Below are 14,530 nucleotides of genomic sequence, written 5' to 3'. Positions count from 1 at the left end.
CCGTGAGCACCGTCCCGCCGACCCTGCTCACCCCCGGCTGGCGCTGGTGGTGGTATCCCGACGTCCGAGACCACCGTGAGCGCCAGCCGGAACCGGGGGCCGCGCCGCGGTCCGCGCCCTGAGCGGCCTCGCGTGCGGGCCACGGACGGGCGGGTGCCCGGGGCGTACCCGAATCGGGTTGTGCTTGTCGGGTCGGTCAGGCGATGCAGGCGCAGACGATCAGGGCGGCGCCGAAGTGCGAGGCGGCGCTGACCAGGGCGCCACCGTGGTAATCCGGGGTGCAGATGACCTCGCCGAGCTTGCCCGGCGTCATCCAGTCGAGCACCAGGAAGGCCAGGCCCATGATCGCGATGCCGAGCACGCCGAACAGCGCGGTGGAGGCGACACCCTGACCGAACGAGTCGTAGGTGGTCCAGATCGAGGTGAACACGATCAGCGCGATGCCCAGCTGGTTGGCGGCCAGCAGCATCGACGCGTTCGGGTTGCGCTCGGTCCAGATCAGGTGACGCAGCTTGCCCGGCGTGAGCATGTCGATGAGCACGAAGCCGAGGGCCATCAGACCGATGCCGATCCCGCCGAAGACGATGCTCCGCCCGGCCCCCTCCAGCAACTCTTGCAGCACGGCCTCTCCCCTTGTCGCCTGACGTCAGCAGAGACCGTACCGCGTGTCACCCAACTTCGTGATCTCAGAGTGCGCCGAGGTAGCGCTGCCGCTCGTAGGGCGTCACCTCGCGCCGGAACTGCTCCCACTCGGCCCGCTTGTTGCGCAGGAAGAAGTCGAACACGTGCTCGCCGAGCACCTCGGCGATCAGCTCCGAACCGGCCATCACCTCGATCGCCTCGGACAGGTTCTCCGGGAGCGCCTCGTAACCGGCGGCCTTGCGCTCGGCCGGGGACAGCGACCAGACGTCGTCCTCGGCGCCCGGGGGCAGCTCGTAACCCTCCTCGATGCCCTTGAGGCCGGCGCCGAGCATGACCGCGAACGCCAGGTACGGGTTGGCCGCCGAGTCGATCGAGCGGACCTCCACCCGGGCCGAGTTGGGCTTGCCGAACGCCGGCACCCGGACCAGGGCGGACCGGTTGAGGTGGCCCCAGCTGACGAACGCCGGCGACTCGGTGATCCGGTCCGGCAGCTGCAGCGGGAAGAGCCGCTTGTAGGAGTTGACCCACTGGTTCGTCACCGCGGTGTACTCGCGGGCGTGCACCAGCAGGCCGGCGATGAACGCGCGCGCCGTCTTGGACAGTTTCTGCGGGTCCTCGCCGTCGTAGAACGCGTTGCGCTCGCCCTCGAACAGCGACAGGTGGGTGTGCATGCCGGAACCCGGCTGGTCGGTGTACGGCTTGGGCATGAAGGTGGCCTTGACGCCCTGGGAGAGCGCCACCTCCTTGACCACGTGCCGGAACGTCATGATGTTGTCGGCGGTGGTCAGGGCGTCCGCGTACCGCAGGTCGATCTCCTGCTGGCCGGGGGCGACCTCGTGGTGGCTGAACTCCACCGAGATGCCGATCCGCTCCAGGGCCAGCACGGCCTGCCGGCGGAAGTCGCGGGCCACCGCGTGGGTGGTGTGGTCGAAGTAACCGCCGGTGTCCACCGGGATCGGCACCGAGCCGTCGTTGTCCCCGTCCTGGACCAGGAAGAACTCGACCTCGGGGTGGGTGTAGAAGGTGAAGCCCTTCTCCGCGGCCCGGGCCAGCGCGCGGCGCAGCACGTGGCGCGGGTCGGCCCAGGCGGGGCTGCCGTCGGGGAGCAGGATGTCGCAGAACATCCGGGCGCTCTCGCCGCTGCCGCCGCCCTCGAACGGGAAGACCTGGAACGTGGTCGGGTCCGGCATGGCGACCATGTCCGACTCGAAGACCCGGGCGAAGCCCTCGATCGCCGAGCCGTCGATGCCGATGCCCTCCTCGAAGGCGGACTCCAGCTCGGCCGGGGCCACCGACACGCTCTTCAGCGTGCCGAGCACATCGGTGAACCAGAGACGGACAAAACGGATGTCGCGCTCCTCGAGCGTACGAAGCACGAACTCCTGCTGTCGGTCCACTTCCACCCCTCGTCCCGCTGTCGATCCTTCGAGCCGAGAGTACGCTGGCGGCGCCCTGTGACGTGGGCCCGGGTCCGGATCCGGAACCCCGTCATGGGGGGACAATGAGCCCATGCCCACGCTGCGCATCGCCCTCGCTCAGGTGAACTCGACGGTCGGCGACATCGCCGGTAACACGGCCGAAATCCGCCGTTGGTCGCAGGCCGCTTCGGAGGCCGGCGCCCACCTGGTGGCCTTCCCCGAGATGATGCTGACCGGTTACCCGATCGAGGACCTGGTCTTCCGCAACTCGTTCGTCGACGCCTCCCGCCGGGCCCTGCGCTCGCTCGCCGCCGACCTGGCCGCCGACGGGCTGGGTGAGCTGGCCGTGGTGGTGGGTTATGTGGACGCCGACGGCCCGGCCGCGATCAGCTCCGACGCGACACCCGGCAGCGGCCGGCGGGACGCGTCGGCGCTGCTGTACCGCGGCGAGGTGGTGGCCACCTACTTCAAGCACCACCTGCCGAACTACGGCGTCTTCGACGAGGACCGGTACTTCGAGCCCGGCGACGCGCTGACCGTGGTCCGGCTCGGCGGGGTGGACGTCGCGCTGACCGTGTGCGAGGACATCTGGCAGGCCGGGGGGCCGTTCACCGCGGCGCGGCGGGCCGGGGTGGGGCTGGTGGTCAACATCAACGCCTCGCCGTACGAGTTGAACAAGGACGACGTGCGGCTGCCGCTGGTGCAGCGGCGGGCGGCGGAGGCGGGGGCCACCGTCGCCTACGTGAACATGATCGGCGGGCAGGACGAGCTGGTCTTCGACGGGGACTCGATGATCGTCGGGCCGGATGGCTCGCTGCTCGCCCGGGCCGGGCAGTTCACCGCCGAGTTGCTCGTCCACGACCTGGACCTGCCCGTTGCCGGCACCACGCCGAATCAGGCGGGCTCGACGGATGCGGCGAAGCCACCGGTCGAGCAGGAGATCGCGGACGACATGGCGATCCACCGGACTGTCGTGGAGGCCGATCTCGCGGCGCTCGACGGGCGGCGCGACGGTGGCGTCGCCGACCGGATCGCCGACGAGGCGGAGGTCTGGGCCGCCCTGGTCATGGGCCTGCGCGACTACGTCGACAAGAACGGCTTCCGCTCCGTGGTGCTCGGCCTCTCCGGCGGCATCGACTCCGCGGTGGTCGCCGCCATCGCCGTCGACGCCCTCGGCCCGGAACGCGTCACCGGCGTCTCGCTGCCCAGCGGCTACTCCTCCGAGCACTCCAAGGACGACGCCGCCGACCTGGCCAAACGTACCGGCCTGAACTACCGCGTGGAGCCGATCCAGCCGATGGTCGACGCGTTCCTGGCGAACCTGTCGCTCTCCGGCCTGGCGGTGGAGAACCTGCAGGCCCGGGTCCGCGGCGTGATCCTGATGGCGCTCTCCAACGCCGACGGGCACCTGGTGCTCACCACCGGCAACAAGAGCGAGCTGGCGGTCGGTTACTCCACCCTCTACGGCGACTCGGTCGGTGGCTTCAACCCGCTCAAGGACGTGCCGAAAACCATGGTCTGGCAGCTCGCCCGCTGGCGGAACACGCAGGGCGAGCCACCCATCCCGGAGAACTCGATCACCAAGCCGCCGAGCGCCGAGCTGCGCCCGGACCAGAAGGACTCGGACTCGCTGCCCGACTACGAGGTGCTTGATCCGATCATCAAGGGGTATGTGGACCAGGACCTGGGCCGTGCCGAGCTGATCGCGGCCGGCAACGATCCGGCCCTGGTCGACCGGGTGCTGCGGTTGGTGGACCTGGCGGAGTACAAGCGCCGTCAGTCGGCGCCGGGCACCAAGATCTCCGGAAAGGCGTTCGGCAGGGATCGGCGGCTGCCGATCACCAACCGGTTCCGAGAAGGGGCAGGCTCCTGAGCCGCTTCAGGGCGGCGGCGGTCGGTCGGACGGTGTGAAAACCTCCACTTACCCCTGACCGCGGCGCGGTCCCCGGTGCGACGATGCTCGCAACACCCGGGGACCGCACCAGGCGGCCTCGAGGGAGGAGAGTGACGAGATGTCGGACATCCCGACCCTGTACGGCGGGCCCGCGACCCGCCGGGTCCGCACCCGCGACCTGCTCAACGCGAAGGGCCGCGGCGACCGCTGGCCGATGCTCACGTCCTACGACCAGTACACCGCCTCGATCTTCGACCAGTCCGGCGTACCGGTGCTGCTCGTCGGCGACTCCGCGGCGAACAACGTGTTCGGCTACGAGACCACCGTCCCGGTCACCGTCGACGAGCTGTTGCCGCTGGTCCGTGCCGTGGTCCGGGCCACCAAGACCGCGCTGATCGTCGGCGACCTGCCGTTCGGCAGCTACGAGGAGGGCCCCACCCAGGCACTGCGCACCGCCGTCCGGTTCATGAAGGAGGGCGGCTGCCACGCGGTCAAGCTGGAGGGCGGCCGCAAGATGGCCCCGCAGATCGAGGCGATCACCGGCGCCGGCATCCCAGTGATGGCGCACATCGGCTTCACCCCGCAGCGCGAGCACGCCATCGGCGGCTACCGCGTCCAGGGCCGGGAGAACGAGGGCGCCGAGGTGATCTCGGACGCCCGCGCGGTCACCGACGCCGGCGCGTTCGCCGTGGTCCTGGAGATGGTCCCGGGCGAGGTCGCCAAGCAGATCACCAAGGAGCTGCCGATTCCCACCGTCGGCATCGGCGCCGGCCCGGACACCGACGCCCAGGTCCTGGTCTGGCAGGACATGGCCGGCCTGCGCACCGGCAAGGCCCCGCGCTTCGTCAAGCGTTACGCCGACCTGGCCGGCGCGCTGACCGAGGCGACCCGGCAGTTCGCCGACGAGGTCCGCAACGGCGAGTTCCCCGCCGCGGAGCACACCTTCTAGGACCCTTTCCGGTACGGCGGGGAGCCCCCCGTCCACGGGCCTCCCAGCCCTGGCCCTACGAGCGGGCGGCGTCGAACACCACCGACCACGGCGCGGGAGCCGGGTCTCCCCCGCCGACCGGTGTCACCCGGGTCCTGGCCGCCGCCAGCACCTCGGCGGCCAGTTCGGCGAACCGCGGCGCGGCCGGATGCCCCGCCCGGCGGGGCCAGACCGCTACCAGCCCCTGGCGCAGCGGCTCACCCCGCAGCGGGCGCCAGGCCACCCGCGGTTCCCGGCGCACCGTGTCCTCCCGGGCCAGCGCGACGCCCTGACCGGCCAGCACCAACCCGCACAGCAGCTCCGGGCTGCGGGCGTGCCGGACCCGCGCCGGATGGAACCCGTGCTCGGCGCTGACCGCGAGGATCCGGTCGTACCAGTCCGGGGCGGTGGCCCGGGGGAACAGCACCAGCCCGTGCCCGGCCAGGTCGGCCAGGGGCACGGCGGCGGCCCGGGCCAGCGCAGCGGTACGCGGCAGCACCACGCCGAGCGGGCTCCAGGTGACCGGACCGGCCCGCAGCTCGGTCCGGTCGACCGGCTGTTGCACCAGGCCGGCGTCGAGTCGCGCGGCGGCCAGCGCCGCCACCTGCTCGGCGGTGGTCAGCTCCTGCAGATCCACGTCGAGCCCGGGAAACCGCGCGGCCAGGCGGCGCAGCAGCTCGCCGAGCACCGGCGCGGGCGTGTCCGGCGGGACACCGGCACGGAGCACGCCCAGGCTGCCGTCGCCGGTGGCGCGCATCACCGTACGCAGACGTTGCTCGGCGAACAGCAACTGCCTCGCCTCCTCGACCAGCGCCTGCCCCGCGCCGGTCAGCGCGGTGCCGCGCGGCAGCCTGTCGAACAGCGTGACGCCGAGCTCGCGCTCCAGGCGCCGCATCGCCTGGCTGAGCGGTGGCTGCGCCATACCGAGCACCTCGGCGGCCCGGCTGAAGTGCAGCTCCTCGGCGACGACCAGGAAGTACCGCAGGTGCCGGAAGAGATCCACCGGGCCACTTTAGGTCGTGTTCCGGAGTCCGACCGGGGCTGCGGCCGGACTCCGGAACGCGGCCTAGGGTGGTCCGATGTCGATCGACGAGGTGTTCGCCGCGGAGGATGTCGAGGGCTGGCTGCACGTCCGGGACATCGACGACGACCGGGCGGTGGGCGTCCGCGCCGGGGAGCCGGTGGTGCTGAGCTCGATCGTCAAGATTCTGCTGGTGCTGGAGTTCGCCAGGCAGGTGGCCGCCGGCGCGCTCGACCCGGCCGAGCGGGTGGTGCTGCGCGGCGGCGACCGGCTGGGCGGCTGGGGCACCGGCGGCTGCGCTGACGACGTCGAGCTGTCGCTGCGCGACCTGGCCTACTTCACCATGTCGGTGAGCGACAACACGGCGGCCGACGTGCTGCTGCGCCGGGTCGGCCCGGACCTGCTGCCGATGCTCGCCGCGGAGCTGGGTCTGTCCCGCACCCGCGTGATCGGCGGCCCCCGGGAGATGCTGGAGTCGATGTTCGCCGACGTCGGTGCGGCCGACGGCACCGCGTTCGCCCGGATCTTCCCGGCCCTGACCGGCGATCAGGTCCGTGGGCTGCGGGCCTTCGACCCCGAGCGGACCACCTCCAGCACACCGGCCGAGATCACCCGGCTGCTCCAGCTGATCTGGCGGGACGCTGCCGGGCCGGCCGCGGCCTGCGCGACGGTCCGCGAGCTGATGGGGCGGCAGATGTTCTGGACGCGACTCGCGGCCGCCTTCCCGGCCGGGGTACGCGTTTCCGGCAAGACCGGCACGCTACCCGGCCTGCACATGGAGGCCGGGGTGGCCGAGTACCCGGACGGCGGGCGGTACGCGATCGCTGTGTTCGCCCGCACCCGGCAGCTCGCCACCGCCCGGATGGACATCGACCGGCTGCTTGGGCGGGCGGCGCTGACGGCGGTCCGGCACCTGCGCGGGGAGTGACCCGGACCACGCCGCGGCACCGGGCGGGCGGCGCCGAGCAGCGCCGATATCGAGCCGGATATGACCGGCTCCGCCCTGCGATCTTGGACGATCGGTCCTCCCCGGTGGTGGGCTACGACTCCGCCACACAGCGAGGAGCACTGCCATGTCCGGAAAATCGTTACATCGTCGCGGGTTCCTGCTCACCGCGGCGGCGAGCACGGCGGTCAGCACGCTTCCCGCCGTCGCGAACGCCGCCCCGGCTTCCCCCCGGCACCATCGGAGCGCCACGTTCCGCTGGCTGGGCACCGCCGGCTGGCGGATCGACGTCGGCGACCGGACCGTGCTGGTCGACCCGTATCTGAGCCGCTTCCCGACCGGCCTGTTCACCGGCGCGTTCGACCCGGCCACCCCGCTCGCCGTGAACCCCGCGGCGATCACCGCGGCCCGGCTCGGCACCCCGGAGACGGTGCTGGTCACGCACACCCACTGGGACCACTTCGCGGACGTGCCGCAGGTCGCCCGGAGCACCGGGGCGCGGGTGCTGGGCACCCTCACGGCGTACCACCTGGGGCTGGCGTACGGGGTGCCGGCCGCCCAGCTCAGCCCGGTCAAGGGTGGTGAGGTGCTGGACTTCGGCGCGTACCGGGTCGAGGTGGTAGCGGCGCTGCACAGCCGCAACGCCGGCTACTCGATGGCCTTCCCCGGGGTGCGGCTCGCCGTGCCCCAGCCGGCCCCGGCGACCATCGCCGACCTGCCGGAGGGCGACACCCTCGCGTACGTCTTGCGCGTCCCGGACGGCCCGTCGGTCTTCCTGATGGGCGCCAGCGACTTCGTCGAACGCAACCTCACCGGCCTGCGCCCGGACGTCGCGATGATCGCCCTGAACAGCTCGGCCGCCACCTTCGACTACGTGCCCCGGCTGCTCGCCGCGCTCGACCGGCCGCGGGTGGTGGTCCCGGTGCACTGGGACGACTTCGAGCAGCCGGCGACGAACCCGCCGCCCGTCGCGCCCGCCGACCGGAATCGGCTGAGCGCGTTCGTGGACGCGATCCGGGCCGCCTCGCCACGGTCCCGGATCGTCGTCCCGGAGTACGACCAGCCGTACACCTTCTGAGCTCAGACGCGCTCGAACCGGACGGTACGGGTGGCCGGATCGGCGACGGCGAGGCGGGCCTGGACGCGGCCGCCCAGCGGCAGGTCACCGACGCAGCGGGCGCGCACCGCCGGATCGTCGAGCGCCACCGTGCCGCCGGCCGGCCGCTTCCCGGACGCCTCCTCGCGGTCCAGCACCGCCACGTCGAAGGACTCGCCGACCCGGACGTGCAGCAGCACCGCCTCGGCCAGGTCGATCGCGCCCCGATCGGCGGCCGAGGCGAGCCGGTCGGTGGTGGACATCTGCTTCGGCAGGCGGGGCAGGGCGTCGAGCGCCCAGCGGGGGACCGGGCGGTTCTCGTACAGGGCCAGGCAGGTCTCCGTGACGTACCGGTCGGCGAGACGCCGCAACGGTGCCGTGACGTGCGCGTACGGCGCCCCCACCCCGCCGTGCCCGGTCTCCTCCGGCACCGGACCGGCGGAGCCGCCGAACGCGGTGTAGCCGGCACCGCGCAACAACTCCGCGGCCTGGTCGAGGAACGCCGCGCCGCGCGGGCTGCCCGGATCCACCGAGGCCACCACCGCACCGACCGTCGCGCCCGCCGGCCAGTGCACCCCGAGCGGCTCGGCGGCCGCCCGCAACTTCGCCACCGCCTCCGGTTTCGGCGCCGGCATGGTCCGCAGCATCCCGACCCCGCCGTCCAACATGATCCGCGCCGCGGCCATCCCGGTGAGCAGGGAGATCTGCGCGTTGTGCTCCTCCACCGGCAGCGGCGCGCGCAGCACCAGCCGCCAGCCGTCGCCGTCCCGCTCCACCTCCTGCGCGGGCAGCGGCAGGTTCACCGCGCCCCGCTCGGCCGCCCGCCGCGCCAGCAGCGTCCCGATCTCGGCGAGCAGCACCACCAGCTCGGACGGGTTCCCGCCGGCCAGCTCCCGCTGCACGCTCGGATAGTCCAGCTTGGCCCGGCTGCGCACCCGGGCCCGTTCCAGGTGTGTCGCCGTCGTCACGCCGTCGGCGTCCAGGTCGATGGTCCACACCACGGCCGCCCGCTCCACGTCCGCGAACAGGCTCACCGCGCCCTCGCTGAGCACCGGCGGATGCAACGGGATCCGCCCGTCCGGCAGGTACACGGTCTGCCCGCGCACCCAGCTCTCCGCCTCGACCGCCCCGCCCGGCCTGACGAACGACGCCACGTCGGCGATCGCGTACCGCACCCGGTAGCCGCCGCCGTCGCGCCGGCTGAGATGCATCGCCTGGTCCAGGTCCTGCGACCCGGCCGGGTCGATCGTCACGAACGGCACCTCGGTCCGGTCCACCCCGGCCGGCGTCCCGGCGGCCGCCCGCTCCGCCTCCGCGATCACCTCGGCCGGGAACTCCCCCGGCAGGTCCAGCTCCCGGCGCAGCACGGAGAAGTCAATCTGCGGCGCCCACATCCGTTTGATCGGCACCGCCCATTCCTACCAGCCCCGGCCGCGCCGCACCTGCGGCGCGCCACCGACACGAGCGGACCGCACCCGAGGGCACGGTCCGCTTCGCCACCGCTCACCGCCTATTTGGTACGCCGGGAGCCGGCCGCCGTGGCACGCGTGGCCCGAGCCGGCGCCGCCGACTTGGCCGCGTTCCGCGAGCCGCGGGCGGTACCGGCGGCGGTCCCGGTGTTGGCACCCGAGGTGCGGGTGACCTTGGTGGCCTTGGCCGCGTTCCCGGTCGCCCGTCCGGCGGTGGTGGCCGCCGACTTGTTGGCGGCCTTCTTGGCCGGCGCCTTGGTCGCGGCCACCTTCGTCGCGGTCGCCTTCGACGCGGTCGCCTTCGTCGCGGTCGCCTTCGACGCGGCCACCTTCTTCGTCGCAGTCGCCTTCGTCGCAGTCGCCTTCGATGCGGTCGCCTTCGATGCGGTCGCCTTCTTCGTCGCGGTCGCCTTCGACGCGGTCGCCTTGCGGGCCGGCGTCGCCTCGATCGCCTCGGCGGCCTTCGCGGCCCTGGCCGCCGCCGCCTTGGTGGCCTTGGCGGCCTTCGTCGCTGCCGCCCGCGTGGTGGCGGCGGTCCTGGCCACCTTGGCGGCCGCGCTCTTGGCCGCCGACGCCGACTCGGCCGCCGCGCTCGCGGTCGCCATCGCCTTCGCGGCCTTGGCCACCGCGATCTCGGTGGCCGCCGCCTCAGCCGCGGCCGCCTTGGCGAGCCTGGCCTCAGCAGCCGCAGCCGCCTTGGCCGAACCCACCCGCGCCTTGCCCCCGGTCGCCTTAGCCGTCGCAGCCTTGCTGCCGGTCGCCTTAGCCGTCGCAGCCTTGCTGCCGGTCGCCTTGCTGCCGGTGGCTTTGGCCGCAGTCGCCCTCGTGCCGGTGGCCTTCGCCGCAGCCGACTTCGTCCCGGTGGCCTTGGCCGCAGTCGCCTTGGTACCGGTGACCTTGGTGCCGGCAGCCTTGGCGGGCGTCGCCTTGGCTCTCGTCGACGTGGCCGCGGTCGCCTTGCTGGCCGTCACCTTCGCCGCGGTCGCCTTGCCACCAGCCGTCTTCGCAGCAGTCGCCTTCACCGCGGTGGCCTTCGCCGGAGCCGCTTTGGCCCTCGTCGACGTGGCAGTGGTCGCCTTGCTGGCCGTCACCTTCGCCGCAGTGGCCTTGCCACCAGCCGTCTTGGCAGCAGTCGCCTTCACCGCGGTGGCCTTCGCCGGAGCCGCCTTGGCCCTCGTCGACGTGGCAGCAGTCGCCTTAGCCGTGGTAGCCCTCGACCCGGTTGCCTTCGCGCCGGCAGCCTTCGCGGTCGCAGTCTTCGCCGCCTTAGCCGTCTTCGCGACACCGGTCGCGGCCTTTGCCGTGCCAGCCTTGGCCCCGGCTGCCTTGCCCGCCGTCGCCTTAGCCACCGTAGCCTTGGTCGCCGCCTTCTTGGCCGTCGCCTTAACCGCCGTGGCCTTGCCCGCCGTGGCCTTGCCCGCCGTGGCCTTGCCCGCCGTGGCCTTGCTCGGGGTCTTCTTGGCCGTCGTCGTGGCCTTGCTGGCGGTGGCCTTACCGGGCGCTGCCTTACTCGCCGTCGATTTGGCCGCCGTCGCCTTGCTCGCTGTGGCCTTACTCGCGGTGGCCTTACTCGCAGTCGCCTTGGTCGCCGCCTTGCTGGCCGTCGCCTTGCTGGCCGTCGCTTTGCTGGTCGTCGCCTTACTTGCCGTGGCCTTGGTGGCCGTGGCCTTGCTCGGCGCGGCCTTAGCAGCCGTCGCCTTGGTCCCCGTGGCTTTAGCCGCCGTCGCCTTGGTCCCCGTGGCCTTGGCCGCCGTCGCCTTGGTCCCCGCCGCCTTAGCCGCCGTCGCCTTGGTCGCACCGGTCTTGCCAGCACCACCCCGACCCGCAGCCACCTTGGATCCACGCCCCGCCGGCTTCTTACCCACCGCCGAACTCCGCGCCTCGACAGCCGCCGCCTCCTCAGCGGCCACCGCGGCCCGAGCCGCCGCGGCCGCAGCCGCCTTGCCGGCCCCCGTCCGCCCGCCGACCGTCTTCACCGGGGCCGTTTTCCTACCCCCGGCCGCCTTCGACCCGACGGCTTTGACCGGCGCCGCGGCCTTACCCGCCGAGGCCCGGGCCCCGACCGCCTTGACCGGCGCCTTGCCGCCCTTGGCCCCGGTACCCCGGCCCCGGGCAGCTCGCCCACCGGTCTCCTCGACGGCCGCCATGACCGCTTCGTCGGCCAGCTCGGCCGCCATCGCCGCCGCCTCGGCCGCCTCCGCCGCCTTGGCCGCCGCCCCACGAGCGGCACCCACCGCGCCCCGCGCGGTCTTGTCGCCCGCACCCCGGCGGGCGTCCGCCCCTCGCTTCAACGGCTGCGTGGCCGGCGAAGCCTCCTGGTAGTCGGCCGCGGGCTTGGCATCCCACTCCTCGCCGGCCCCGGCCGGCTCCGTCACCGAAGCCCGTCCGACCGCCCGTCCGGCGTCGCCCGGCACCCGGGCAGCCGCCCGCTGAGCCGCCGCCTGCCGCCGCGTCATCCGGGACGGCGCCGGCTCCGCGCTGGCCGCCGCCTCCTCCACGGCTCCCGGTTCCACCGACGAGCCGCCGATGTCCCCGGCTCCACCGCCACTGACAGCCGGCGCCGCCGGATCCGGCACAGCGGCCATCGATCGCCCGGCCCGCGCCGGACCCGATCCGCCGGGCACCGTTCCGCCGCCGACCGCTACCTGCGCCGCCGGCGGTTCCGGCTGCTCCGGCCCGAACCGGCCGACCGCCGCGGTCCCCGCCTGGGCGGCCCGGTTGGCGGCCATCTCCGCCTGCGCGGCCCGGACAGCCGCCGCCTCAGCCCGTCCACCGGCCGTGTCCGGCCCGGCGGTCCCGGACGACGTGCCCGCCGAGGCTCGCTTCCGCACCGGCGTGCTCCGGACGATCCCGCTCTCCTCGACCTCGACAGCCGCCTCGTCCGGCGAGAGGAACAGCTGGCCACGTGCCCGAGCGCTCTTCGCGAACTCCGCCATCTGCGCCGACACCAGATCCGAGCCCGGTTCCTCCGCGGCCTCCGGCTCGGGGGTCTCCAACGCCTCCAGGTCGGGACGATCCGCACCCCACTGGTCGGATTCCCGCTCAGGGCTCGCCGCGTCCCGCGGCGGCGCGAACCACCCACCGAGGAACGGCCGATCCGTCAGCTCGCTCGGCGAGACCTCCTGTTCGACGTCCTGCGGCCGCGATCCGGCCGGGGCCGACTCGGGCCACGCCGACGACGTCTCCCGGTTCCAGTCCCGGTCGGGATCGGCCGACATCGTCACCTGCGTCTTGTTCGGCAAGTTGCTGCTGGCCGCCGCGACGCGCCGACCACTCCGGGCCGCTGCCGCGCCACCGGATTTCCGCTGCGACACAACCGGCTTGCGTACGCTTTCCGCCCGCGCCACCGGCACCCGAACCTGCCCGGCGCCGCTCCGCCCCGAGCCGGTCTTCGCCTCGGCGGCCTTGGCCGCGCTCCCCTTGCCAGCCGCAGCCTTGACCACCCCGGCCTTAGCCGCACTGACCTTGGCCGCACCCGTCTTAGCCGTGCCCATCTTGACCGCGCTGGTCTTAGCCGCACCCGCCTTGACCGCGCTCGTCTTAGCCGCGCCAGCCTTGACCGCACTCGCTTTGACCGCGCTGGTCTTCACCGCGCTGGTCTTCGCCGCGCTCGCCTTGACCGCGCTGGTCTTCACCGCACCCGCCTTGACCGCGCTGGCCTTCGTCGCATTCGCCTTGACCGCGCTGGCCTTCGTCGCACTCGTCTTGGCCGCGCCGCTCTTGGCCGCGGCGGCCTTGACCGGACTCACCCGGCTCACACTCGCCTTGACGGTGACCGCCGGCGCCTTGACGCGACCGGCCGCAACGGTCCTCGCCGCCACTGCTTTGGAAGCCTCAGCACCAGCAGTCTTCTTGGCCGCCGCGGCAGTCGACTTGGTCACCGTCTTACCCGGCGCCACCGGCTTGGTCGTCGCCTTACCCGGCACCGCCGCCTGACGAGCCATCGGCACCGTCGAGGCCCCCCGCTTGCCGGACCCGGCCGTCTTCGCCGCGCCACCGGCCGCCTTCACCGAAGCCGTCCGTGCGGCCGGCACCACCGCCGTCTTCTTCCCCGCCGACGCCTTCGCCGTCCCCGAGCCCACAGCACCCGCCGCCGCCCGAGCCACCGGCACCTTGGCCGCCGCCTTCGAACCACCCTTGACCGCAGCCGCCGCCGTCTTGCCCACGGTCTTCCCAGCCGCCGCCTTGCCAGCAGCCGGCTTCGCAACCGTGGCCTTCGCGGTAGCCGCCTTACCAGCAGCCGGCTTCACAACCGTGGCCTTCGCGGTAGCCGCCTTACCAGCAGCCGGCTTCGCAACCGTGCCCCGGGTAGCCGCGGTCTTGGCGGCCGTGGCCTTCGCCACCGTACCCTTCACCGCCGAAGTCCTCGCGGTCGCCGGCTTGGCCGCCGCCTTCGCAGCGGTCGGCTTCGCCACTGTCTTCACCACGCCGACCGGCTTCACCGTGGCAGCCTTCCCGCCGCTCGCCTTGACCGCACCGGCTGCCTTGGTCGCCCCGGCCACCTTGGCCGCCGCTCCCCGCGCCGTTCCTGCCTTCACCTCGGGCTTGCCGGAAACCCGAGCCGTCACACTCGCCGAAACCTTCGACTTGGCCGCCACCGCGACTCCACTCCCCACCTTCGCGGCGGCTCGTCCCGCCACTGCCGTCTTCGGTTCACCCGTCGTTCCCCGGGCCCCGGCCCGGGTCGCGGATGCCCGCCCACCAACACGCTTGTCCCCGGCCCCGGCCACACTCGCCGCGCTCCCGGACACCTCTTTCCGGCCACCGGCCGTCGCCCGACCACCAGCCGTCGCCCGACCACCAGCGGTCGCCCGGCCACCAGCCGCCGCCCGGCCACCGGCCGTCCCACGCCCGCCGGCCGGCTTGATCACCGCGGCCGCCGATCGGGAACCCGCTCCCCCGCGACCGCTCACCGTCCGCCCGGCCCCATTCCGTACGGTCGCGGTTTCCGCCTCACTCACGGCGGCCGCGCGTTTCGTCGTACCGGAAACCGGTTTTGTGGCGACGCCGGAGGCGGCGGGTCTGATCGGAGCCTTTTTGGCAGCGGGCATCGAGGTGTTCCTCCTTGCGAATGACT

Annotated in this window: 9 protein-coding genes; 5 read left to right on the top strand and 4 right to left on the bottom strand. The window is 73.3% G+C overall.

What is annotated here, in order from left to right; all coding sequences use genetic code 11:
• Window positions 1-196: 196 nt before the first annotated feature.
• Together Actob_RS07655 and glnA are read right to left on the bottom strand one after the other, a co-directional pair.
• Entirely contained in the window at window positions 197-622 is a 426-nt protein-coding gene (locus tag Actob_RS07655; RefSeq protein ID WP_284919356.1) for a DUF350 domain-containing protein, read from the bottom strand.
• 64 nt (window positions 623-686) lie between these two features.
• On the bottom strand, window positions 687-2,039 hold the full coding sequence (gene glnA, locus Actob_RS07650) for a type I glutamate--ammonia ligase (protein WP_284919355.1): 1,353 nt from the start codon (window positions 2,037-2,039) through the stop codon (window positions 687-689).
• A 112-nt stretch (window positions 2,040-2,151) separates the two neighbouring features.
• Between glnA and Actob_RS07645 the strand changes: the two genes are divergently transcribed.
• Together Actob_RS07645 and panB are read left to right on the top strand one after the other, a co-directional pair.
• A complete protein-coding gene (locus Actob_RS07645) occupies window positions 2,152-3,933 on the top strand; it encodes an NAD+ synthase (RefSeq protein WP_284919354.1) in 1,782 nt (593 codons plus the stop codon).
• A 139-nt stretch (window positions 3,934-4,072) separates the two neighbouring features.
• On the top strand, window positions 4,073-4,903 hold the full coding sequence (panB, locus tag Actob_RS07640) for a 3-methyl-2-oxobutanoate hydroxymethyltransferase (RefSeq protein ID WP_284919353.1): 831 nt from the start codon (window positions 4,073-4,075) through the stop codon (window positions 4,901-4,903).
• 55 nt (window positions 4,904-4,958) lie between these two features.
• Here the strand turns inward: panB and Actob_RS07635 are convergent, their stop codons facing one another.
• Window positions 4,959-5,924, bottom strand: coding sequence for a LysR family transcriptional regulator (locus Actob_RS07635; protein ID WP_284919352.1), 966 nt, complete (start codon window positions 5,922-5,924; stop codon window positions 4,959-4,961).
• Between the two features lie 76 nt (window positions 5,925-6,000).
• Between Actob_RS07635 and Actob_RS07630 the strand changes: the two genes are divergently transcribed.
• Both Actob_RS07630 and Actob_RS07625 read left to right on the top strand, forming a co-directional pair.
• The gene (locus tag Actob_RS07630; protein WP_284919351.1) at window positions 6,001-6,870 is read left to right on the top strand and encodes a serine hydrolase; all 870 of its coding nucleotides are present in this window, start codon (window positions 6,001-6,003) and stop codon (window positions 6,868-6,870) included.
• A 145-nt stretch (window positions 6,871-7,015) separates the two neighbouring features.
• A complete protein-coding gene (locus Actob_RS07625) occupies window positions 7,016-7,966 on the top strand; it encodes an MBL fold metallo-hydrolase (protein ID WP_284919350.1) in 951 nt (316 codons plus the stop codon).
• Between the two features lie 2 nt (window positions 7,967-7,968).
• Here the strand turns inward: Actob_RS07625 and Actob_RS07620 are convergent, their stop codons facing one another.
• The gene (locus Actob_RS07620; RefSeq protein WP_407653692.1) at window positions 7,969-9,378 is read right to left on the bottom strand and encodes an RNB domain-containing ribonuclease; all 1,410 of its coding nucleotides are present in this window, start codon (window positions 9,376-9,378) and stop codon (window positions 7,969-7,971) included.
• Window positions 9,379-9,398: 20 nt separating this feature from the next.
• Between Actob_RS07620 and Actob_RS43970 the strand changes: the two genes are divergently transcribed.
• Window positions 9,399-14,528 carry a pentapeptide repeat-containing protein gene (locus Actob_RS43970; protein ID WP_407653691.1) on the top strand — a complete coding sequence of 1,710 codons (5,130 nt, stop codon included), beginning with the start codon at window positions 9,399-9,401 and terminating at the stop codon, window positions 14,526-14,528.
• Window positions 14,529-14,530 lie beyond the last annotated feature (2 nt).

Source organism: Actinoplanes oblitus (assembly GCF_030252345.1).
Classification (GTDB): Bacteria; Actinomycetota; Actinomycetes; order Mycobacteriales; family Micromonosporaceae; genus Actinoplanes; species Actinoplanes oblitus.
Note: the sequence above shows the minus strand (reverse complement) of the source record. Positions and strands in the feature narration are given on the sequence as shown.

Excerpts from the sequence above, each read along its gene's own strand:
- Actob_RS07645 (WP_284919354.1), top strand. The coding sequence starts at position 2,152 with ATGCCCACGCTGCGCATCGCCCTCGCTCAGGTGAACTCGACGGTCGGC.
- panB (WP_284919353.1), top strand. The coding sequence starts at position 4,073 with ATGTCGGACATCCCGACCCTGTACGGCGGGCCCGCGACCCGCCGGGTC.
- Actob_RS07620 (WP_407653692.1), bottom strand. The coding sequence starts at position 9,378 with ATGTGGGCGCCGCAGATTGACTTCTCCGTGCTGCGCCGGGAGCTGGAC.
- Actob_RS07630 (WP_284919351.1), top strand. The coding sequence starts at position 6,001 with ATGTCGATCGACGAGGTGTTCGCCGCGGAGGATGTCGAGGGCTGGCTG.
- Actob_RS07625 (WP_284919350.1), top strand. The coding sequence starts at position 7,016 with ATGTCCGGAAAATCGTTACATCGTCGCGGGTTCCTGCTCACCGCGGCG.